General features: G+C 47.0%; 18 protein-coding genes and 2 tRNA genes. 19 read left to right on the plus strand and 1 reads right to left on the minus strand.

Translation table 11 applies throughout. The annotated features are described in order from the left end of the window. Positions 1-46 precede the first annotated feature (46 nt). The 14 genes from FD971_RS09975 (at position 47) to FD971_RS04465 (ending at position 12608) form a co-directional block, all read left to right on the plus strand. Complete coding sequence (locus tag FD971_RS09975; RefSeq protein ID WP_215334882.1) at positions 47-1867, plus strand: alpha/beta fold hydrolase; 1821 nt, start codon at positions 47-49, stop codon at positions 1865-1867. Positions 1868-1882: 15 nt separating this feature from the next. Further along, positions 1883-3919, plus strand: a complete 2037-nt coding sequence (locus FD971_RS04405) for a bifunctional (p)ppGpp synthetase/guanosine-3',5'-bis(diphosphate) 3'-pyrophosphohydrolase (protein ID WP_215334884.1) — start codon at positions 1883-1885, stop codon at positions 3917-3919. A gap of 18 nt (positions 3920-3937) precedes the next feature. Beyond that, a tRNA-Val gene (locus FD971_RS04410) sits at positions 3938-4014 on the plus strand. A gap of 114 nt (positions 4015-4128) precedes the next feature. Then, on the plus strand, positions 4129-6051 hold the full coding sequence (gene thrS / locus FD971_RS04415) for a threonine--tRNA ligase (RefSeq protein ID WP_215334886.1): 1923 nt from the start codon (positions 4129-4131) through the stop codon (positions 6049-6051). Between the two features lie 42 nt (positions 6052-6093). Further along, on the plus strand, positions 6094-6618 hold the full coding sequence (infC, locus tag FD971_RS04420; RefSeq protein ID WP_215335192.1) for a translation initiation factor IF-3: 525 nt from the start codon (positions 6094-6096) through the stop codon (positions 6616-6618). A gap of 127 nt (positions 6619-6745) precedes the next feature. Next, a complete protein-coding gene (gene rpmI / locus FD971_RS04425; RefSeq protein WP_011902674.1) occupies positions 6746-6943 on the plus strand; it encodes a 50S ribosomal protein L35 in 198 nt (65 codons plus the stop codon). Positions 6944-6968: 25 nt separating this feature from the next. Then, on the plus strand, positions 6969-7334 hold the full coding sequence (rplT, locus tag FD971_RS04430) for a 50S ribosomal protein L20 (RefSeq protein ID WP_015421011.1): 366 nt from the start codon (positions 6969-6971) through the stop codon (positions 7332-7334). Between the two features lie 29 nt (positions 7335-7363). Beyond that, positions 7364-8410: a phenylalanine--tRNA ligase subunit alpha gene (gene pheS / locus FD971_RS04435; protein WP_215334888.1), complete on the plus strand. Its 1047-nt coding sequence runs from the start codon at positions 7364-7366 to the stop codon at positions 8408-8410. A 31-nt stretch (positions 8411-8441) separates the two neighbouring features. Beyond that, the gene (pheT, locus tag FD971_RS04440) at positions 8442-10898 is read left to right on the plus strand and encodes a phenylalanine--tRNA ligase subunit beta (protein ID WP_215334890.1); all 2457 of its coding nucleotides are present in this window, start codon (positions 8442-8444) and stop codon (positions 10896-10898) included. Between the two features lie 42 nt (positions 10899-10940). Beyond that, the gene (locus FD971_RS04445) at positions 10941-11264 is read left to right on the plus strand and encodes an integration host factor subunit alpha (RefSeq protein WP_215334892.1); all 324 of its coding nucleotides are present in this window, start codon (positions 10941-10943) and stop codon (positions 11262-11264) included. Next, positions 11242-11592, plus strand: coding sequence for a MerR family transcriptional regulator (locus FD971_RS04450; RefSeq protein ID WP_215335194.1), 351 nt, complete (start codon positions 11242-11244; stop codon positions 11590-11592). The genes FD971_RS04445 and FD971_RS04450 overlap by 23 nt, the downstream gene beginning before the upstream one ends. Positions 11593-11617: 25 nt before the next feature. After that, positions 11618-11694 (plus strand) — tRNA-Pro (locus FD971_RS04455). Positions 11695-11716: 22 nt separating this feature from the next. Beyond that, positions 11717-12118, plus strand: coding sequence for a PaaI family thioesterase (locus FD971_RS04460; protein WP_215334894.1), 402 nt, complete (start codon positions 11717-11719; stop codon positions 12116-12118). Between the two features lie 205 nt (positions 12119-12323). After that, positions 12324-12608, plus strand: a complete 285-nt coding sequence (locus FD971_RS04465) for an H-NS family nucleoid-associated regulatory protein (protein ID WP_215334896.1) — start codon at positions 12324-12326, stop codon at positions 12606-12608. A gap of 88 nt (positions 12609-12696) precedes the next feature. On the opposite strand, the gene FD971_RS04470 is transcribed toward FD971_RS04465, so the two are convergent. After that, the gene (locus tag FD971_RS04470) at positions 12697-13398 is read right to left on the minus strand and encodes an excisionase family DNA-binding protein (RefSeq protein ID WP_215334898.1); all 702 of its coding nucleotides are present in this window, start codon (positions 13396-13398) and stop codon (positions 12697-12699) included. Between the two features lie 297 nt (positions 13399-13695). Here FD971_RS04470 and FD971_RS04475 point away from each other — a divergent pair, with 297 nt between their 5' ends. Genes FD971_RS04475 through FD971_RS04495 form a run of 5 tightly spaced genes read left to right on the plus strand, consistent with a single transcriptional unit; the run spans position 13696 to position 21219 of the window. Continuing rightward, complete coding sequence (locus FD971_RS04475) at positions 13696-16554, plus strand: 2-oxoglutarate dehydrogenase E1 component (protein ID WP_215334900.1); 2859 nt, start codon at positions 13696-13698, stop codon at positions 16552-16554. A gap of 43 nt (positions 16555-16597) precedes the next feature. Further along, positions 16598-17809: a 2-oxoglutarate dehydrogenase complex dihydrolipoyllysine-residue succinyltransferase gene (odhB, locus tag FD971_RS04480; RefSeq protein WP_215334902.1), complete on the plus strand. Its 1212-nt coding sequence runs from the start codon at positions 16598-16600 to the stop codon at positions 17807-17809. A gap of 11 nt (positions 17810-17820) precedes the next feature. Continuing rightward, on the plus strand, positions 17821-19257 hold the full coding sequence (gene lpdA, locus FD971_RS04485) for a dihydrolipoyl dehydrogenase (protein ID WP_215334904.1): 1437 nt from the start codon (positions 17821-17823) through the stop codon (positions 19255-19257). After that, a complete protein-coding gene (zapE, locus tag FD971_RS04490; protein WP_215334906.1) occupies positions 19258-20361 on the plus strand; it encodes a cell division protein ZapE in 1104 nt (367 codons plus the stop codon). A 9-nt stretch (positions 20362-20370) separates the two neighbouring features. Further along, the gene (locus FD971_RS04495; protein ID WP_215334908.1) at positions 20371-21219 is read left to right on the plus strand and encodes a 3',5'-nucleoside bisphosphate phosphatase; all 849 of its coding nucleotides are present in this window, start codon (positions 20371-20373) and stop codon (positions 21217-21219) included. The last annotated feature ends 45 nt before the right edge of the window (positions 21220-21264 follow it).

A 21264-nucleotide genomic window follows, 5' to 3' on the forward strand; every position in this document is an offset into this window, starting at 1 on the left:
AAATAATGGGGTCGATGACCCCATTTCTATTTCTAAAGACCCTTATATGAGCGTTGTAGATCATTCCCTTCACGCACACAAGCAGGGTGATGCAAAGCACTCCCATGCTAAGGAAGTATCTAATCAGAATCTATTGCTGATTGCTTTAGTTTTGACTCTTGGCTTTTCTGGGGTTGAAGCTGCCGCCGCTTACTTTGCTGGATCGCTAGCCTTAATCTCAGATGCAGGTCACATGGTGACGGACGCAGCCGCATTGGGTCTGGCGCTCTTGGCGCAAATTATTGCTAGAAGACCGCCATCGCCAAAACATTCTTTTGGTTTTGGCAGAGCAGAGGCGCTCGCTGCATTTGTCAACGGTATTGCTATGTTGGCCTTGGTGGCCTGGATTGTTGGTGAAGCGCTAACGCGTTTTTTCACGCCCCATCAAGTAGATGGTTTGACTGTCACGGTAGTAGCCGCCGTCGGCTTGCTCATGAATATCTTAGTTGCGTGGGTTCTCTCACATGACAGAAAGAGTGTGAATACCCGCGCCGCTCTAGTGCACGTGATGGGTGATCTCTTGGGATCAGTTGGTGCGTTGATTGCGGGTCTCGTCATTCAATTTACCGGCTGGATGCCAGCCGATGCTTTACTTTCAATTTTTGTTTCTCTATTGATCCTTAAATCTACTTTCTCGATCTTGCGTGAGTCTTATCACTTCTTAATGGAAGGCGTTCCACTGCATATTGATTACTTGGAAGTTGGTAGTGATTTAAAAAAGGTTCCAGGTGTCTTGGCGGTTCACGACTTACATGTTTGGGAAATGACGCCTAGTTTTCCTGCGCTGATTGGACATATTGAGATTGCTCAGATGTCTGAGTGGCCAGAAATCATGTCGCGCATTAATGTGATGTTGCTTAATAAGCATGGCATTGATCATGTGACTCTGCAGCCAGAGGTTGCGGGTATGGTCGATGAGCATACTCACGATGAGCAGCTCAATGAAGAGATTAAGCAATCAGATGTCATCCATCGGGGCGATACTTTTTTTGTTACCTGCACTAGTCCTGATGGTCCGCATCGAATGGCGTATCACGCCTGGGGTAATCCCGCCAACTCAAAAGTATTAATTTGTGTTCATGGTCTAACCCGTAGGGGTAGTGATTTCAAAACTTTGGCTGAGGCCATGAGTCATGACTACTATGTTGTGTGTCCTGATGTCGTCGGGCGAGGAGATTCTGATCGATTAAAGAACCCCATGCTATACGCAGTCCCACAGTACGTCGCAGATATGGCGAGCCTGATCAAACAGTTGGGTGTTGCGCAAGTAGATTGGTTTGGTACCTCAATGGGTGGTCTCATTGGCATGGTCTATGCCTCGATGCCTAAGAATCCAATTCGTCGTATGTTGATTAATGATGTGGGTCCACGCATTGAACCTGAGGCTATTAAGCGTCTCGGCTCTTACGTTGGTCAGCCATTTGTATTCAAAGAGCGCCCCGATGCTCTGCAACGTTTGAATGAGATTTGCGCATCTTTTGGCAGTCATACTCCTGAAGAGTGGGAGGTTTATAACGGACCAATGCTGGTACAAAAGGATGGTCTCTGGGTTATGCACTATGACCCAGATATTTCTGTACCGTTTGCCTCCGTCAATCCAATCATGGCAAAGGCAGGGGAGATGGCTATGTGGCACGCCTTTAAACAAATTCACATTCCGATGTTGATTGTTCGTGGTGGCGAATCGGATTTGTTGTCAGCCAAGACTGTAGCGGAGATGTGCAGGGTCAATCCTCATATTCGGAGTATTGAAATTCCAGGAGTGGGGCATGCACCTGCTTTTGTGAAGCCAGAACAAGTTGCATTAGCAAAAGAATTCTTTAGCTAAGGATTTTAGTCGCCCATGTCAAATGCTGGTAATGCATCTGAGAGTATCAAAATTATTGATGGCTGGTATGGTGAGCCTTCAGAAGATCATGCTGCTGGCGTACTCAGCATTCTCAAGCAGCTTCACTTGGATGAAGCTACGCTAATCGCCGCAAATAATATTGCTCGTACCCATGGCAAAGAGGCGCTCACTAAGCTCATTGGTGATGAGTCAGCCAAACTCCTGATTGGATATCGCGGTCTCAGGCAAGCACAGGCAAAGCTAGTTCGTAATGATGGTGGTCTGAGCATCTCTGGGCAGGAAGAAATGCTTAGAAAGATGTTGCTCGCTTTTGGTGATGACTTACGTGTAGTCCTTATTTATCTTGCTTCTCGCCTTCAAACACTGCGATGGATTACCCATGAAAAAATGGAGATGCCAAAGGCCTGGGCGCAAGAGATTTTAAATATTGATGCCTCATTGGCTAATCGCCTAGGTATCTGGCAAATGAAGTGGGAGATGGAAGACTTGGCGTTTCGAGTGCTATCTCCAGAAACCTATCGTGATATCGCCAAGATGTTGGATGGCAAGCGTATTGAGCGTGAGTTTTTTATTGAGCAGATAGTCAGAAAACTCCAGGAAGAATTAACTGCTGCTCATATTCAGGGTGAAGTTCAGGGTCGCCCAAAGCACATCTACAGTATTTGGAAAAAGATGCAGGGCAAGTCACTGGATTTTGCCAATCTCTACGACGTCAGAGCATTCAGAGTTTTAGTGGCTGATGTTAAATCTTGCTACGCTATTTTAGGAATAGTGCATAACGTGTGGCAACCTGTCCCACGCGAGTTCGATGACTACATTGCGCGTCCTAAACCTAACGGCTATCAATCCTTGCATGCGGTGGTGATGGATGAGCATGGCACCGCATTTGAGATTCAAGTACGTACTAATGAAATGCATCAACAGGCTGAGTATGGCTTGGCTGCACACTGGCGTTACAAGGAGGGTGCTTATATTGGTGCTGCAACACCGCCAAAAAACAAGCCCACATCGAATGCTTCAAGTTCTCCAAACCCCAGTCATCAAACTGGCACTCATAGTGCAGCAGTAGCCTACGAGCGCCAAATTGCATGGGCTAGACAGCTCATCTCTTGGAAAGAAGATGCTTGGGAGCAGCTCAAACATCACGAGATTGATGATCATATTTATGTTCTCACCCCATTAGGAAAAGTGATTTCCTTGGAGAAGGGCTCATCCCCAATCGACTTTGCTTATGCGGTTCATACCGATCTCGGTCATCGCTGTCGTGGCGCTCGAGTTGATGGCGCAATGGTTCCATTAGATACGCCATTGCAGAATGGTCAAACAATTGAAATCATTGCTGTGAAGCATGGCGGACCCTCACGAGATTGGATTAGCGCGAACCGTAACTACTTGCGCTCGCAGCGTGCCCGCACGCGTGTGCGGACTTGGTTTAATGCATTGGACGATGAAGAGGCTGGCGCTAAATCTGCCGATACCAAAGCCGAGCAAAAGCCTGAAGCCAAGGCGGCTGCTCCAACTCCAGAGATTATTCTCAAGCAAAGCACTCGTAAGCAGGGTCAAGCGGGCGATGTTTTGGTGGTGGGGGTAGATTCTTTGCTCACCCAGTTGGCGCGTTGCTGTAGACCGGTACCTCCCGACGCCATTGCGGGTTTTGTGACCCAAGGTCGTGGCGTGTCTATTCATCGTCGATCTTGCAAAACTTTTAGAGGGTTGCTAGAGCGAGCTCCTGAGCGTGTGATTCAGACCGCTTGGAATGAGTCTGGTGTTGAACCTACGATTGGAAATGACGCTAAGCGTGTCTTCCCTGCAGATTTAGCAGTAACTGGTTTAGACCGTCCTGAGCTCATGCGCGAGTTGTTTGAAATATTGACTCGCCAGGGTGTTCACGTGATTGATTTGCGTAAATCCGCAAAGAGGGGCCTGGCTCAAATCCTATTGACTGTGGAAATTAAAGACTCAGAAGCCTTACGTTTGGTTCAAAACAGTCTTGAAGAGGTCAAAGGCGTGACCCAAGTGCGCCGCCGGTGATAAACTCTATGGCTATATAGGCTCGTAGCTCAGCTGGTTAGAGCACCACCTTGACATGGTGGGGGTCGTTGGTTCGAGTCCAATCGAGCCTACCAACGAATAAAGACCCAAAAAGTGCGCGGTTGCCGAAAAGCTCCCGCGCTTTCTTTTTGGTGGATGTTATGCAGTACATCAGTCAATCGGCTGAATCTTAATAAGATGGGGTGGTCATGCTTGTAGTTACTCTGCCAGATGGATCTAAACGTGAGTTTGATGCTCCCGTGCGTGTTCTCGATGTTGCTCAAAGCATTGGTAGCGGTCTTGCCAAAGCTGCCCTCGGAGGCATTGTCGACGGCAAGATGGTTGATGCCAGCTTCGTTATCGACAAAGATAGTCAACTGGCCATCATTACCGATAAAAGCCCAGAGGCTCTGGAAATCGTGCGTCACTCCACAGCACATTTGCTTGCATATGCAGTGAAAGAGCTCTTCCCAGAAGCGCAGGTCACTATTGGGCCGGTAATCGATAACGGCTTCTATTACGACTTTTCATTTCATCGTGCATTCACACCAGAAGATTTGGTGGCGATTGAAAAGAAGATGGCTGAGTTGGCTAAAAAAGATGAACCAGTCATTCGTACAGTGATGCCTCGTGATGAAGCGGTGAAGTTTTTTAAAGATCAAGGCGAAAACTACAAAGCAGAAATTATTTCCAGCATCCCGCAAGGTGAGGACGTATCTTTATATGCAGAAGGCAAGTTCACCGACTTGTGTCGTGGACCACACGTACCATCTACTGGCAAGCTCAAGGTATTTAAGCTTCTGAGCGTTGCTGGTGCTTACTGGCGTGGCGATAGCAAGAATGAGATGCTGCAACGAATCTACGGTACGGCTTGGTTGAAAAAAGAAGACCAAGATGCCCATTTGCATATGCTCGAAGAGGCTGAGAAGCGCGATCACCGCCGCCTCGGCAAGTTCTTGGATTTATTTCACTTTCAACCCGAAGCACCTGGTTTAATTTTCTGGCATCCAAAAGGCTGGTCCATTTGGCAAGAGGTTGAGCAGTACATGCGTCGTGTTTATCAGCGCGAAGGCTATCAAGAGGTGAAGGCCCCACAAATTCTCGATCGAGGATTGTGGGAGAAGTCTGGTCACTGGGATAACTACAAAGAAAACATGTTTACGACCGAGTCAGAGAATCGTGCTTATGCATTAAAGCCGATGAACTGCCCAGGGCATGTGCAGATTTTTAACTCGGGCTTACATAGCTATCGTGAGTTGCCATTGCGTTACGGTGAGTTCGGTCAGTGTCACCGTAATGAACCATCGGGCGCATTGCACGGCTTGATGCGCGTGCGTGGCTTTACGCAAGATGATGGCCATATTTTCTGTACAGAAGATCAGATTCAGTCAGAGGTAGCTGCATTTGATAAAGCAGTTCGTGATGTCTATAAAGATTTTGGATTTACTGAAGTGGCCGTCAAGCTAGCCTTACGCCCTGTAAAGCGCGTTGGTGACGATGCGATTTGGGATAAAGCCGAGGCCGCCTTACGTGGCGCCTTGACTGCTTCAGGCCAAGAATGGGAAGAATTGCCAGGCGAAGGTGCTTTTTACGGTCCAAAGATCGAATATCACCTCAAGGACTCCATTGGACGCACTTGGCAGTGCGGCACAATCCAAGTAGATTTCTCGATGCCGGCCCGTTTAGGTGCGGAATATGTCACCGAAGAGAACACCCGTAAGGCTCCAGTGATGCTTCATAGGGCAATTGTGGGCTCTTTAGAGCGTTTTATCGGCATTTTGATCGAAAACCATGCCGGAAACATGCCAGTTTGGCTTGCCCCGACCCAGGCTGTAGTCCTGAATATCTCTGACAATTCCGCTGCATATGCACAAAAAGTCCAGCAATCTCTGAAAAAACAAGGGTTTAGAGTCGAATCGGATTTGCGGAATGAGAAAATTACGTATAAAATACGCGAGCACGCATTACAGAAGCTCCCATTTTTGTTAGTTGTTGGGGATAAAGAAGCAGAAAGTAATTCGGTGGCCGTTCGTGCCCGTGGCGGAGTGGATTTAGGCGTAATGCCTCTTGATGCCTTCGTTGCCCGACTCCAGCAGGATATTTCCCAGAAAGTCGGACCCGAGCCTAGCTAGGGGTGGAATGGTTTTTATTGTTTTTTTAAAGGAATTAAGAAGATCGCTACTGATAAATCGCAGCGCATAAACCGGGAGATTACTGCTCCTGAAGTGCGTCTGATTGGACTGGATGGAGAACCCATCGGTGTAGTTAAGTTGAGTGAAGCCCTGGCTTTAGCAGAAGAGAAAGAGACCGATTTGGTTGAAATTGCTCCGACAGCTGTGCCACCTGTAGTCCGGATCATGGACTTCGGCAAATTCAAGTACCAAGAAGCCAAACGTTTGCATGAAGCTAAGCTCAAGCAAAAAGTGATTCAGGTGAAGGAAGTGAAATTCCGTCCTGGCACAGATGATGGTGACTATGGTGTGAAGCTACGCAATCTAATCCGCTTTTTGGAAGATGGCGATAAGACAAAGATTACGCTGCGGTTTCGGGGTCGTGAAATGGCCCACCAAGAAATCGGAGTCAGAATGTTGGAGCGTTTGAAGGCAGACCTGATTGAATATGGTCAAGTAGAACAGTTTCCAAAGATGGAAGGCCGCCAGATGGTGATGGTATTGGCTCCCATTCGTAAGGCTAAGTAACTAGGTTCTACCTGGTTCTTATGTAGGGAGGAGTCGCAAGACTCTGGTAGTTTGAAGTGCTTCTAGGTACAGGAAGCGTAACCGTCGGTTACCACCTATGTTGCACAAGCAATTGAAGGGGTGCTTTATGCCCAAGATGAAGAGCAAGAGTAGCGCTAAAAAGCGCTTCACGGTTCGCGCAGGCGGAACGATCAAACGAGGCCAGGCTTTTAAACGCCACATCCTCACCAAGAAGACCACAAAGAACAAGCGTCACCTCCGTGGTTCCACGGAAGTTGCGAAGGCAGACGTTAAGTCAATTCGCTCCATGCTTCCATACGCTTAACCTCAGACTAGATTAGGAGAAATAAATGCCAAGAGTCAAACGTGGGGTTACAGCAAGAGCCCGTCATAAGAAAATCACCGATGCCGCAACAGGTTATCGTGGACGTCGTAAAAATGTATTCCGTATTGCTAAGCAAGCAGTTATGCGTGCTGGTCAATATGCGTATCGCGACCGTCGCAATAAGAAACGTGTATTCCGCGCATTGTGGATTGCTCGTATCAACGCGGCAGTTCGTCAGCATGACATGACCTATAGCGTATTCATGAATGGCATGAAGAAAGCTGCGATCGAACTCGACCGCAAAGTGCTTTCCGATATGGCCATTGCTGACAAAGCGGCTTTTGCTGCTTTGGTTACTCGGATCAAATCCGTAGTAAGCGCTGCAGCTTAATTCTTAGTTTATTTAATAACTAAGCTGCAATGGTTTCTCTCGACCACATTGTCGAGGATGCTAAACGTGATTTCCTCGGAGCTGCCGATGCGGCGGCTTTAGAGGACGCGAAAGCCAAGTATCTCGGTAAATCAGGTGTTCTCACTGAGCGTCTAAAAGCGCTTGGTGGAATGTCGCCTGATGAGCGCAAGAGTGCTGGCGCCCAAATTAATCAAATCAAAACCCAAGTAGAAGCTGCATTACAAGAGCGTCGCCAAGCATTGGCTGATGCCGTATTGCTACAACGTCTTGCGGCGGAATCAATTGACGTCTCTTTGCCTGGCCGTGGCCAAGCAGTAGGTAGCTTGCATCCTGTGATGCGCACCTGGGAGCGTGTTGAAGAGATCTTCCGCTCCATTGGTTTTGATGTTGCAGATGGCCCTGAAATTGAGACTGATTGGTTTAACTTCACCGCCTTAAATAGTCCGGAGAATCATCCTGCACGTTCCATGCAGGACACCTTCTATATCGATGGTAAAGATTCCAATGGAAAGCCTTTGTTATTGCGCACCCATACCAGCCCGATTCAGGTTCGTTATGCGAGTGAGCATGTCAAGAAGTACGCCAATGCTGATGTGATGCCACCAATCAAAGTGATTGCACCGGGTAGAACATATCGTGTTGATAGCGATGCTACCCATTCACCGATGTTTCATCAGGTTGAAGGCTTGTGGATTGCAGAGAGCGTTTCCTTTGCCGATCTCAAGGGTGTGTATACCGATTTCTTGAGAACTTTTTTCGAGACGAATGAGTTACAGGTTCGTTTCCGCCCATCGTATTTCCCATTCACTGAACCTTCAGCTGAAATTGATATGGCCTTTGGTAGCGGTAAGCTAGCTGGCCGTTGGTTAGAGATTTCTGGGGCAGGGCAGGTTCATCCTAATGTATTACGCAATATGGGCATTGATCCAGAGCGCTATACCGGTTTTGCTTTTGGCTCTGGTTTAGAGCGCTTGACGATGTTGCGTTATGGCGTTGATGATTTACGTCTTTTCTTTGAGAACGATCTCCGTTTCTTAGCGCAATTTCCGGCTTAATTTGCCAACCTTCCAATAGTAGATAGCGCATATGCAATTTTCTGAATCTTGGTTACGCCAATATGTAAATCCTTCGCTCGATAGCAATGCATTAGGTCATGCAATGACTATGGCTGGGCTTGAGGTGGAGGAGCAGCATTCAGTAGCGCCTCCATTTACCAAGATTGTGGTTGCACAAATTCTTTCTGCTGAGCAGCATCCTGATGCAGACCGCTTGCGCGTTTGCAAGGTCGACGCAGGAACTGGCCAAGAGTTACAAATTGTTTGCGGTGCGCCGAATGCGCGTGCAGGTATCAAGATCCCTTGCGCCATGGTTGGCGCTGAATTGCCACCAGCAGAAGTGGGTGGCAAACCATTCATGATCAAAGTGGGTAAGTTACGTGGTGTCGAAAGCCAGGGGATGTTGTGCTCTGGTCGCGAGCTTGGTCTTGGTGATGATCACGAAGGTATTTTGGAGTTACCTGCAGATGCTCCAGTTGGCGAAGATATTCGTCAGTATTTAAGTCTGGATGATCAGATCTTTGTGATTAAGTTGACTCCTAATAAAGCGGATTGTTTGTCTCTAATGGGGATGGCGCGTGAAGTGTCAGCCATTACTGGTGCTCCATTGTGTGTACCCAAGTGGACCCCTGTTGATGTTTCTATGCAAGACAAGCTCAAAGTTACGGTTGAAAGCACTGATCTTTGCGGTCGTTTTGCTGGTCGCGTGATTCGTGGCGTCAATCCAAAAGCTGAAACACCAGATTGGATCATTCAACGACTTTGCAATGCGGGTCAAAGAAGCATTTCTCCTTTAGTGGATTTATCTAACTACGTCATGTTAGAAATGGGCCAGCCAACCCACGTATTTGACATTGATAAATTGACTGGCGACATCTCTGTTCGTTGGGCAAAGTCTGGCGAAAGTCTCGAGCTATTAAATGGCCAGACAGTCACTTTGCAAGGCCCGGATTCTGCTGGCAAGATTCAAGAGGCTGGCGTAGTTGCCGATCAAAATGGTCCCGTAGCATTAGCTGGCATCATGGGTGGCAATCATTGTGCAGTCACCGATGACACTAAAAATATTTATGTTGAAGCGGCCTATTGGCAGCCTGCGGCGATTCAAGGTCGTGCCCGTCGCTTTAATTTCAGTACGGATGCGGCACATCGTTTTGAGCGTGGCGTCGATCCACAAAATACGGCTCATTGCTTAGAGTACTTAACCGCCTTGATCGCTGAGGTGTGTGGTGGTCAAGTTGGCCCAATTGATGATCAGATATTAGCCATTCCTGAGCGTAAACCGGTGAGCATGCGTTTGGCTCGTGCCATGAAGGTTATTGGTATCCCCCTGACTGTTGAAGTTGTGGCAGATGTGTTCAAGCGCTTAGGTTTTGTATACAAACAAGAGGGCGATACATTTGTCGTTACGCCTCCAAGCTATCGCTTTGATATTGAAATTGAAGAAGATCTTATTGAAGAAGTCGCACGTATGTACGGCTTTGAAAATATTCCGGATGTGCCGCCTGTCTCTTCTTTGAAGATGAGTGCTAAAGCTGAAGCAAAACGCGGCGTTCATTTATTGCGCCAACGTTTGGCTCTGCAGGGTTATCAAGAGGCGGTCAACTTTGGTTTTACTGATTTAGAGAGCGAGCAACGTTTAGCTTCTGCTACAGATAAAGATCTCATTGCCGTGCTTAATCCGATTGCCAGTCAGTATGGCGTGATGCGGAGCAATCTCTGGGGTGGTTTACTGGGTAATCTCAAGTCCAATCTGAATCGCGGTGCTGGCCGTGTACGTTTATTTGAAACGGGTCGCGTCTTTAGGCGAGATTCCAATGCGCAAGAAGAGGCCGGCAAGGTGGTGGGCTTTCATCAGCCGCAGCAAGTTGGAGGTTTAGCTTACGGTTCATTTGTCCCCGAGCAGTGGGCAAGCGCTGATCGTACAGTTGATTTCTTCGACGTGAAGGGTGATTTAGAGCGTGTGCTCGATCCATTGCATTTCACGACTGAGGCTGCAGTCCATCCCGCCTTACATCCTGGCCGTAGCGCACAAATTCAATTACTTACCCCATCAGGTAAGAAAAATATTGGCTGGATTGGTGAGTTGCATCCTGGCTTACAACAAGCTTATGAGCTACCTCAAGCGCCAGTACTATTTGAATTGGATTTAGAGGCGATTCGCGATCTGGGTATTCCGCAGCCGGAAGAGCTCAGCAAGTTTCCTGCAGTGCAGCGTGACTTGGCGGTTGTAGTGAAGCAGGCCGTCTCTGCACAAGATTTGTTGGATGCTATGAAGGCAACTAAGCAGAACTTTGTTAAAGCGATTGAGCTATTTGATGAGTTCAAGCCTAAAGCCGGATCAAGTAGCATGGCTGATGATGAAAAGAGTTTAGCCTTCCGTGTAACTTTGTTAAATCCTCAGGAAACCTTGCAGGATGCACAAATTGAGCCAGTGATGGCAGCCTTATTAGCAGCCCTTGAGAAAAAATGTGCAGCTCGTCTGCGCTAGGTTTAATATTAGTCACAGTTAGAGCAAGAAGAGACTTCCGCCATGAATGAATTAGTTAGCAACGATACCGTTACCAAGAATGAGCTCTCGGAAGCCCTCTTTGATCAAGTTGGCCTGAATAAGCGTGAAGCTAAAGACATGATCGATGCTTTCTTTGATCGCATCGGACAGTCGCTAGAGACTGGTGTTGAGGTCAAGATTTCTGGGTTTGGTAATTTCCAGTTGCGCAATAAATCTGCACGACCAGGTCGCAACCCTAAGACCGGTCAAATGATTCCGATTGCAGCTCGTCGCGTTGTAACTTTTCATGCAAGTCAAAAGCTCAAGGACGTAGTTGAGTCACATGCTCGAGAAAACAGCATTTGATGCTGGGTCGGTGCTGCTGAGCTCGCAGCTCCCCCCAATCCCCGCTAAGCGTTATTTCACCATTGGTGAGGTCTCTGACCTCTGCGGTGTCCGCTCTCACGTGCTCCGTTATTGGGAGCAAGAATTTACCCAGTTAAGCCCTCAAAAGCGCCGGGGCAATCGTCGCTACTACCAACATCATGAGGTTGTTCTAATCCGTAAGATTAGGGCGCTTTTATATGAAGAAGGCTTCACCATCAGTGGAGCTAGAAATCGCCTAGAAGAAGCTCGTGGTGAGCTTCGCTTGCGCGATGAGTTGCAGGCTGTTTTGCAAATTCTCTCCAAATAGTTACTGATACAATTTTGTTTCTCGTCGGGGCGTAGCGCAGCCTGGTAGCGTACATGCATGGGGTGCATGTGGTCGGAGGTTCAAATCCTCTCGCCCCGACCATCACCTCAATTTCACACTTGCCATGACATCCAGCTCAAACGACATTACTTATTTTGGTCTAACCATTCCATTTTTAGCTCACTTAGGTGTGGTGCCTGAGTATGCTGAAGGCGGAAAATCTCGCATTAGTTTGGTCATCAAGCCAGAGTTTGAAAACAGTTTCCATATTGCTCATGGCGGTGTTGTGATGACGCTCTTGGATTTTGCGATGGGCGCAGCCGCTCGCAGCACTATAGATCAGCCCCTTGGCGCCATGACAATTGATATGAGCGTGAGTTTTCTGCGTCCGAGCGTGGGCAAGATCGTAGTGGAGGGCAGCGTTTTGAAGTCTGGGAAAACAATTAATTACTGCGAGGCTGTGGTTTTGAATGAGGCGGGTGAGGTTACGGCTAAATCCAGCGGTACATTCATGCTACGGAGATAAGCTTTTTATATCCTCAATAAATATAGTATTTATAATGATTATGTTGATTAATTAAATTAAAAAGGTTTAAAAAGCCTTATTTAAAGGCGGATATAGGCTGTATTTAAATATATACCCTAATAAATTAATATCTGTATATAATAAAGATTCAGGAATAACTAATTCTTTGTTATTCCATAAAACTAATATTCGGAGAAATTAATACATGTCTTCTTATAAAGAGCTTTTAGCCCAACGCGAGTTGTTGGATAAACAGATTAAAGAAGCGGTTCTACGTGAAAAGGCTGATGGTATTGCTAAGGCCAAACTCATTATTGAACAGTACGATCTAACAGCATCAGACCTATTTAGTCGTAAGGCTGGTGCGCGAAGCACTAGTGGCAAGGTTGCCCCTAAGTACCGTAACCCAGCTACTGGCGATACTTGGACAGGTCGCGGTAAGGCTCCAAAATGGATTGAGGGTAGAGATCGTAGTAACTTCTTGATATAAGTTATTGATTTAGTTAGACTTAATTATCAAAAAAAGGCTGCTCAGTACAAATTGAGCGGCCTTTATTTTTTGTGATCGATGAGTGCTGCTACGCGCACTTTCTATTGAGTGCCTGAATAAATATAGGCTCTAAGAGTTCGTGTCGATTTTTGTCTCCTAAGACTGTTTCTAGCTCTGGATTGGTTGCTGGATAGCCAATAATGAGTGGATTTTGATCAATTAAGCCGTTTTCAAGCTCTTCCTGCAGTGCCTCAGGGTATCGCGATCTCACCCCCACTGTATTTTCATCTGCTAGACCCATAACCCCAGGGTGAAGGCGTATAAATCCTTCATCTACTAATATAGGAATACGCTGTGTGTCCTTGTTTTTACTAAGATAATGTATTAAGTGTACCTGCTCAACTGGAGGGATCAGTGCATCTAGGAATATTAAGTCTGGGGTAATAGAAACAGCCTTCATGAGGCCCTCAAGACTGTCTACAGATACCTCCATATCTACTTTTAATTGCCAGTATTGAATAGATTCAATTAATTCATGGCTATTTTCAACTCTCCTGAATATCCCCATGGCAATACAGTTTTGGGTGCTTTTTTGGCGCATAGCCCTTTTGCGGCGGGCGAGCTGTTGATCAAGTGAGCTAGCCAGGATGCGACGATGGCCCCCGCGAGTTTTCCAGGCGATTAATTCGCCTAATTCAACCATTTTCTGGACTGTGCCTAGCGACACCTTTAATACTTTGGCGCTTTGACGAGTACTTAGATATTCCAAATCTGGGGTAATAGCTTTCATATATTCTTAATCTCATTAATTCATTTGAAGATTTAGAGAATACGAATCAAATCTATTGGAATCTGTCGGGAGGGGTTTAAATCTGAGTAGGAAAATTCTTATTCAGCGGCTAAATAGGGAAATACCCCTGAAACCCCCTAAATCAGGGAAAGCCCTTTATGAATCAATGGGTAATCGTGTTAAATTAGCACTGTTGTAAGAGTATTCGCACAGATCAATTCGTAAAGCGGTTAAGCCGCAGAGCGAATGGTTTTAACCACAGTTTTTATTCGGGAAACCCGATGAAAGGTGAGCATCATGATGCAGGATCAAAGAGATAATTCCTATCTCTTCGGTGGAAACGCCCCCTACGTAGAGGAACTCTACGAATCCTATTTGCACGATCCAGCTTCTGTAGCTGATCACTGGCGAGATTATTTTGATAATGTGAAGCAAATTCCTGCGGTCGACGGTTCGTCCAGAACTGATATTGCCCATGGACCCATTGTTGCTTCCTTTGCTGAGCGCGCTAAGCAAGGCCCTATTCGCACAGTCTCTGCTGATTCAGCGGACTCTGCCATGGGTCGCAAGCGTGTAGCTGTTCAGCAGTTGATCGCGGCATATCGTAACGTCGGCAATCGCTGGGCAGATATCGACCCCTTGAAGCGCACTGAGCGCCCCGATATTCCAGAATTAGATCCAGCTTTCTATGGCTTTGGTGATGGCGATATGGATATCGTCTTCAACACCAGCAATACCTTCTTCGGCAAGAACGAAATGACTTTGCGTGATTTATTGCAAGCATTGCGTCAAACCTACTGCGGCACTTTAGGCGCTGAGTACATGTTTATTGCTGACCAAAAGATTAAAAAGTGGTGGCAAGAGAAGTTAGAGTCCATTCGCTCAACCCCGCATTTCAATGTAGATCAAAAGCGCCAGATCCTAGACCGCGTCACTGCGGCGGAAGGTTTGGAGCGTTACCTTCAAGCCAAGTATGTTGGCCAAAAACGCTTTTCTCTTGAGGGTGGTGAAAGTTTCATTGCCTGTATGGATGAGTTGATCCGTGAGGCAGGCGCTAAGGGTGTTCAAGAAATCGTAATTGGTATGGCCCACCGCGGTCGTTTGAACGTACTGGTAAACACCTTGGGCAAGATGCCTACAGATTTATTTGCTGAGTTTGAGCACAAAGGTCCAGAGACATTGCCTGCAGGTGATGTGAAGTATCACCAAGGTTTCTCAAGCGATATTTCTACTCCAGCTGGCCCAGTGCATTTGTCGTTAGCATTTAATCCATCCCATTTAGAGATCGTGAACCCAGTGGTTGAGGGTTCAGCCCGTGCTCGTATGGAGCGCCGTGGTGATTTACTGGGTGAGCAAGTAATGCCAGTGTTGGTTCACGGTGATGCTGCGATCGCAGGTCAGGGCGTAATGCAAGAGACTTTGGCGATGGCAGAAGTTCGCGGCTATTCCACTGGTGGCACGATTCACATTGTGATTAACAACCAAATTGGTTTCACCACATCAGATCCACGCGACTTGCGTTCAAGCTTGTATTGCACCGACATCATGAAAGTGATTGATGCGCCGGTATTGCATGTGAATGGCGATGATCCTGAGGCGGTGGTGTTGGCAACGAAGTTGGCGGTTGAGTTCCGCAGCCAGTTCCACAAAGATGTAGCGATTGATATTGTTTGTTTCAGAAAACTAGGCCATAACGAGCAAGATACTCCGGCGATGACGCAGCCGTTGATGTACAAAATTATTGCCGCTCACCCTGGTACACGCAAGTACTACGCTGATAAGTTAGAAGCTCAAGGTGTATTGCCTGCCGGCACTGGTGATTTGATGGTGAAAGAGTACCGCGCCGCAATGGATGCCGGTAAGCAAACTTCAGATCCTGTATTGAGTAATTTCAAAGGCAAGTTCGCAGTAGATTGGTCACCATTCTTAAATAAGAAATGGACTGACGAAGCGGATACCGCTATTCCATTAACTGAGTGGAAGCGTTTGGCCGAGAAGATTTCTACTATTCCCGAAGACTTCAAAGCGCATCCATTAGTGGCTAAGGTTTATAACGACCGTGCCGCGATGGGTCGTGGTGAAGCGAATATTGACTGGGGTATGGGTGAGCATATGGCTTTCGCATCCTTAGTTGCAAGTGGATATCCGGTGCGTTTGTCTGGCGAGGATAGTGGTCGCGGTACCTTTACCCATCGCCATGCCGTTCTTCATAACCAGAACCGCGAGAAATGGGATACCGGTACTTACATTGCGCTTCAGCATGTGGCCAAAGATCAAGCCCCATTCTTGGTGATTGACTCGATCTTGTCAGAAGAGGCTGTCCTTGGTTTTGAGTATGGCTATGCGGCAGCAGAACCCAATACTTTGACTATTTGGGAAGCTCAGTTTGGTGATTTTGCTAACGGCGCTCAGGTAGTGATTGACCAATTTATTGCTTCAGGCGAAGTCAAGTGGGGTCGTGCAAACGGCCTGGTCATGATGTTGCCTCATGGTTATGAAGGTCAAGGGCCAGAGCATTCATCTGCCCGCTTAGAGCGCTTCATGCAGTTATGTGCTGATACCAATATGCAGGTAATTCAGCCAACGACTGCAGCGCAAATCTTCCACGTATTGCGTCGTCAGATGATTCGTCAGTTCCGCAAGCCGCTGATCTTGATGACACCAAAATCTTTGCTACGAAACAAAGAAGCTGCTTCTCCGTTAACCGAGTTCACGAAGGGTGGTTTCCAAACCATTCTGCCGGAGCGCGATGACAGTATTGACGGTAAGAAGGTAACTCGCCTAGTCATGTGTTCCGGTAAGGTGTATTACGACCTTGCTAAAGCGCGTACCGAGAAAAAACTTGAAGATGTGGCGATTATTCGCTTGGAACAGCTTTATCCGTTCCCACACAAGGCATTGACTGCTGAGTTGAAGAAGTATCCAAACCTAGAAGAGGTCGTGTGGTGTCAAGACGAGCCACAAAACCAAGGTGCCTGGTTCTTTGTTCAGCACAATATTTTGGAGAACATGTCTGAAGGCATGAAGTTGGCATATGCAGGTCGTCCAGCATCAGCTTCACCAGCCTGTGGATATGCCCATCTCCATCAAGAACAACAGAAGTCACTTCTTACTGCAGCATTCGCAAAATTAAAGGGTTATGTCATTACGAAGTAATCGTAGACGTCACTCAATATACAAACACTAAATAGGATTAATCATGGCTATTTTTGAAGTTAAAGTTCCCCAACTCTCCGAGTCAGTAGCTGAAGCTACTTTGTTGCAATGGAAAAAGAAAGTCGGCGATGCCGTCGGTCAAGACGAAATTTTGATTGAAATTGAAACAGATAAAGTGGTGTTGGAAGTTCCAGCACCATCTGCTGGGGTTCTCACAGAAATCGTGATCGCAGACGGTGGTACTGTTGTTGCTGAGCAGTTAATCGCAAAGATTGATAGCACAGCCGTTGCTTCTGCTGCTCCCGCTGCCGCAGCCGCTCCAGCACCTGCAGCAGCTCCAGCAGCCGCGCCTGCCAAAGCTGCGCCAGCTGCTAAATCAACCGGTGCAGCAGCCGCACCTTCAGCCGCAAAAATCCTTGCTGAGAAAAATATCGACGCTGGTCAAGTTGCTGGTTCCGGACGTGATGGTCGTATTACTAAAGGTGATGCGCTAAATGCTTCTGCCGGTGGTGCAAAATCTGCTGCACTGCCAAGTGCGCCAATTCCAATGGGTGATCGCCCAGAAGAGCGCGTACCAATGAGCCGTTTACGTGCTCGTATTGCTGAGCGTTTGCTCGAGTCACAAGCAAACAACGCTATTTTGACTACTTTTAATGAAGTCAACATGGCACCAGTAATTGCTATGCGTAACAAGTACAAAGATCAGTTTGAAAAAGTCCATGGCGTGAAATTAGGATTCATGTCTTTCTTCGTTAAAGCGGCTACTCATGCGCTGAAGAAATTCCCATTGTTGAATGCATCTGTTGATGGCAACGATATTGTTTACCACGGTTACTTTGACATCGGTATTGCCGTTAGTTCACCACGTGGCTTAGTGGTTCCGATTCTGCGTGACGTTGACCAAATGAATTTGGCTGATATTGAGAAGAAGATCGCTGAGTTTGGCGTTAAGGCTCGCGAAGGTAAGTTGTCATTAGAGGATTTAACTGGCGGCACATTCTCAATCTCTAACGGCGGCGTATTTGGCTCTATGCTTTCTACCCCAATTATTAATCCTCCACAGTCAGCAATCTTGGGTATTCACGCTACTAAAGAGCGTGCGGTGGTTGAGAATGGACAAATCGTAATTCGTCCAATTAACTACTTGGCTTTGTCATATGACCATCGCATTATTGACGGTCGCGAGGCAGTGCTTGGTTTGGTTGCAATGAAGGATGCGTTGGAAGATCCTTCACGTCTTCTCCTTGATTTGTAAGAGGGAAGAATATGAGCCAATCATTTGACGTATTAGTTATCGGCGGTGGCCCTGGCGGCTACATCGCCGCTATCCGTGCAGCACAACTCGGCTTCAAGGTTGCTTGCGCAGAATCGAATGCCTATGACGATCCAAAAGGTGAGCCACGCTTAGGTGGAACTTGCTTGAACGTGGGTTGTATTCCTTCCAAAGCCTTGCTGGCCTCTTCTGAAGAATTTGAGAAGATCAGTCATCACGTTGCCGACCACGGTATTACCGTAGGGTCAGTGAAGCTCGACTCCGGCAAGATGATCGCTCGTAAAGATGCGATTGTGACGAAGATGACTGCTGGTATTCAGTTCTTGTTTCGCAAAAATAAAATTACCTTATTGAAAGGTCATGCTTCTTTTGAAGGCAAGGGTGCCGATGGCTACCAAGTCAAAATTGATGGCAAAGATAAAGAAGTGGTGACCGCTAAAAATGTGATCATTGCAACCGGATCTAAAGCTCGTCATTTACCTGGTATTCCAGTTGATAACGTTTTAATTAGCGACAATGAAGGTGGCTTGAAGTTTGATTCCATTCCGAAGAAGCTTGGTGTCATTGGTGCTGGTGTAATCGGTTTGGAGCTTGGCTCTGTATGGCGCCGCGTTGGCTCTGATGTGACTATTCTGGAAGCGCTCCCCACTTTCTTGGGTGCTTGCGATCAAGGTATTGCTAAAGAAGCGCACAAGATTTTCACCAAGCAAGGCCTCAAAATAAATATGGGCGTCAAGATTGGTGAAGTCAAAGCTGACAAGAAGGGTGTTGTTGTTAACTACACCGATAGTGAAGGCAAGGCTCAGAAATTAGAGTGTGACCGTTTAATTGTGTCTGTTGGTCGTGTTCCAAATACTGAAAAATTAGGCCTTGATAAAATTGGCCTTAAGGTAGATGAGCGCGGATTTATTCCAATCGATGATCACACCTGTGCAACAGCAGCACCGGGCGTTTACGCTGTGGGTGACGTAGTGCGTGGACCTATGTTGGCTCATAAAGCTGAAGATGAAGGTGTGCTCGTTGCTGAGACAATCGCCGGTCAAAAACCCCATATTGATTACAACTGTATTCCTTGGGTTATTTACACCGATCCAGAAATTGCATGGGTTGGTAAAACTGAAGAGCAGCTAAAACAAGCTGGTATTGCTTACAAAGCAGGCCAGTTCCCATTTGCTGCTAACGGTCGTGCCCTGGGTATGGATCGTGCTGATGGTTTTGTTAAAGTCTTGGCTGACGAGAAAACCGATGAAATCTTAGGTGTTCATATCATTGGGCCTAATGCCTCTGACTTAATTGCTGAAGCAGCTGTAGCGATGGAATTCAAAGCAGCAGCTGAAGATATTGCTCGTATCTGTCACCCACATCCAAGCTTATCGGAAGTGGTTCGCGAAGCAGCATTAGCGACGGATAAACGTGCATTAAACATGTAATTGAAAGCATTAGAGTATTACCATCAAGAGTTAAAGGCGCGCGGGTATCACAGTGATCCCGCGCAGCTTGCTGCCATTGAGCGCTTACAGCGCTGTGAAGACGAGTGGATTGCTTATAAAGAAATCCGCAGTAATGGCTTAAAGAAGAAGCTGTTCAAACCAAAGTTACCTCGTGGGGTTTATCTATGGGGTGGAGTAGGTCGCGGTAAATCCTTTCTTATGGATTGCTTCTTTGCGGCATCCCCCTTAGAAAAAAAGATTCGCATTCATTTTCATGAGTTCATGCGAGAAGTTCACCGTGAGCTTCATGAGCTCTCTGGAATGGCTGATCCATTAGATGAGCTTTCCAAAAGAATTGCTAAGCGCTATCGACTAATTTGTTTTGATGAGTTCCATATCAATGACATCGCCGATGCCATGATTTTGTATCGCCTGCTCAGTGCGCTCTTTGAAGACCGCGTCCAGTTTGTGATGACCTCAAATTATCAACCTAGTCAGCTGTATCCTAATGGCTTGCATCGCGATCGTCTGCTACCTGCTATTAAATTGTTGGAAGAGCAGCTTGATGTGATGAACGTTGATGCTGGTAATGACTATCGCCGAGTGCAGATGGCTCAAGTTGAGGCCTATCTCACCCCAGTCAATGCAGAGACACATACCGTTCTCATGCAGATGTTTAAAACGCTCATTGGCAATCAAAAAGAAACAGCCAAGCCGGTGCTTCGTATTGAGTCTCGAGAGTTAAGGCCCTTGCACATGGCTGAAGGGGTAGTCTGGTTTGACTTCCAAACGCTGTGCTGCGGTCCAAGATCCCAAAATGACTATTTGGAGATTGCTAAGCTCTTTCATACGGTAATTTTGTCTGGCGTGCCTTATATGCCTCCTAGAATGACCAATGAGGCCCGTCGCTTTATTTGGCTGATTGATGTCCTATATGACCATAAAATCAAGCTAATCATCTCTGCAGAGGTCCCAGCTGTTGATTTGTACACTGAAGGTCAAATTACTAGTGAGTTCTCCAGAACGGTTTCTCGCTTAATTGAAATGCAGTCCCGCGATTACCTAGATGCGCCTCGCCGGGTAATCGATACCAGCTTGACCTAAAATAGGGTCATGACCAGTCATTCCGTCCTCAACGCAGACTTGCACTCCCATTCCGTTGTTTCTGATGGAACCCTTACGCCTGAGCAGTTGGCCGAACGTGCCTATGCGAATGGCGTACGTTTATGGGCCCTAACAGATCATGACGAGCTGGGAGGGCAGGAGCGTGCGCAAGCTGCCGCAAGTTCGCTTGGTATGGATTATCTTTCTGGGGTTGAGATTTCAGTGACCTGGATGGGGCAGACTATTCATATTGTGGGTCTAGGTATTGATGCTGCCCATGCAGGAATTCTCGAGGGATTGCGGATGACTCGCGAGGGTCGCGGTAATCGCGCTAAGCAGATGGCGGAGCAGCTGTTGAAAGCTGGTATCCCTGGCGCATATGAAGGCGCATTGCATTTTGCAGGCAATCACGAACTGATTTCACGTACACACTTTGCACGGTTTTTAGTTGAGCAGGGGGTATGTCGCGACACCGATCAAGTGTTTAAGAATTATCTGGTTGAAGATAAGCCTGGTTATGTGCCACACCTTTGGGCAACATTGGATAATGCCGTTGCTTGGATTAAAGCAGCTGGCGGGGCTGCTGTGATTGCGCACCCCGGCCGTTATAAGCTGAGTGCGATGCAGATGGATGAACTGTATAAACACTTCAAGGATATTGGTGGGATGGCTATTGAAGTGATTACCGGTAGTCATAGCCCGAATCAATATCAAACCTATGGCAAGATTGCCCAACACTATGGATTTATGGCTTCTCGTGGATCAGATTTTCATGATCCAGAAGAGAGTTATATTGATCTTGGTGTCTTACCGCATTTGCCTGACCACTTAACACCAGTATGGTCGCTCTTCCACTAATCGATTTCCTATTTGCTTAACCAGTTTTAATTACCCTTACAGAAT

It is taken from the genome of Polynucleobacter sp. AP-Ainpum-60-G11 (genome assembly GCF_018688375.1).
Lineage (GTDB): Bacteria > Pseudomonadota > Gammaproteobacteria > Burkholderiales > Burkholderiaceae > Polynucleobacter.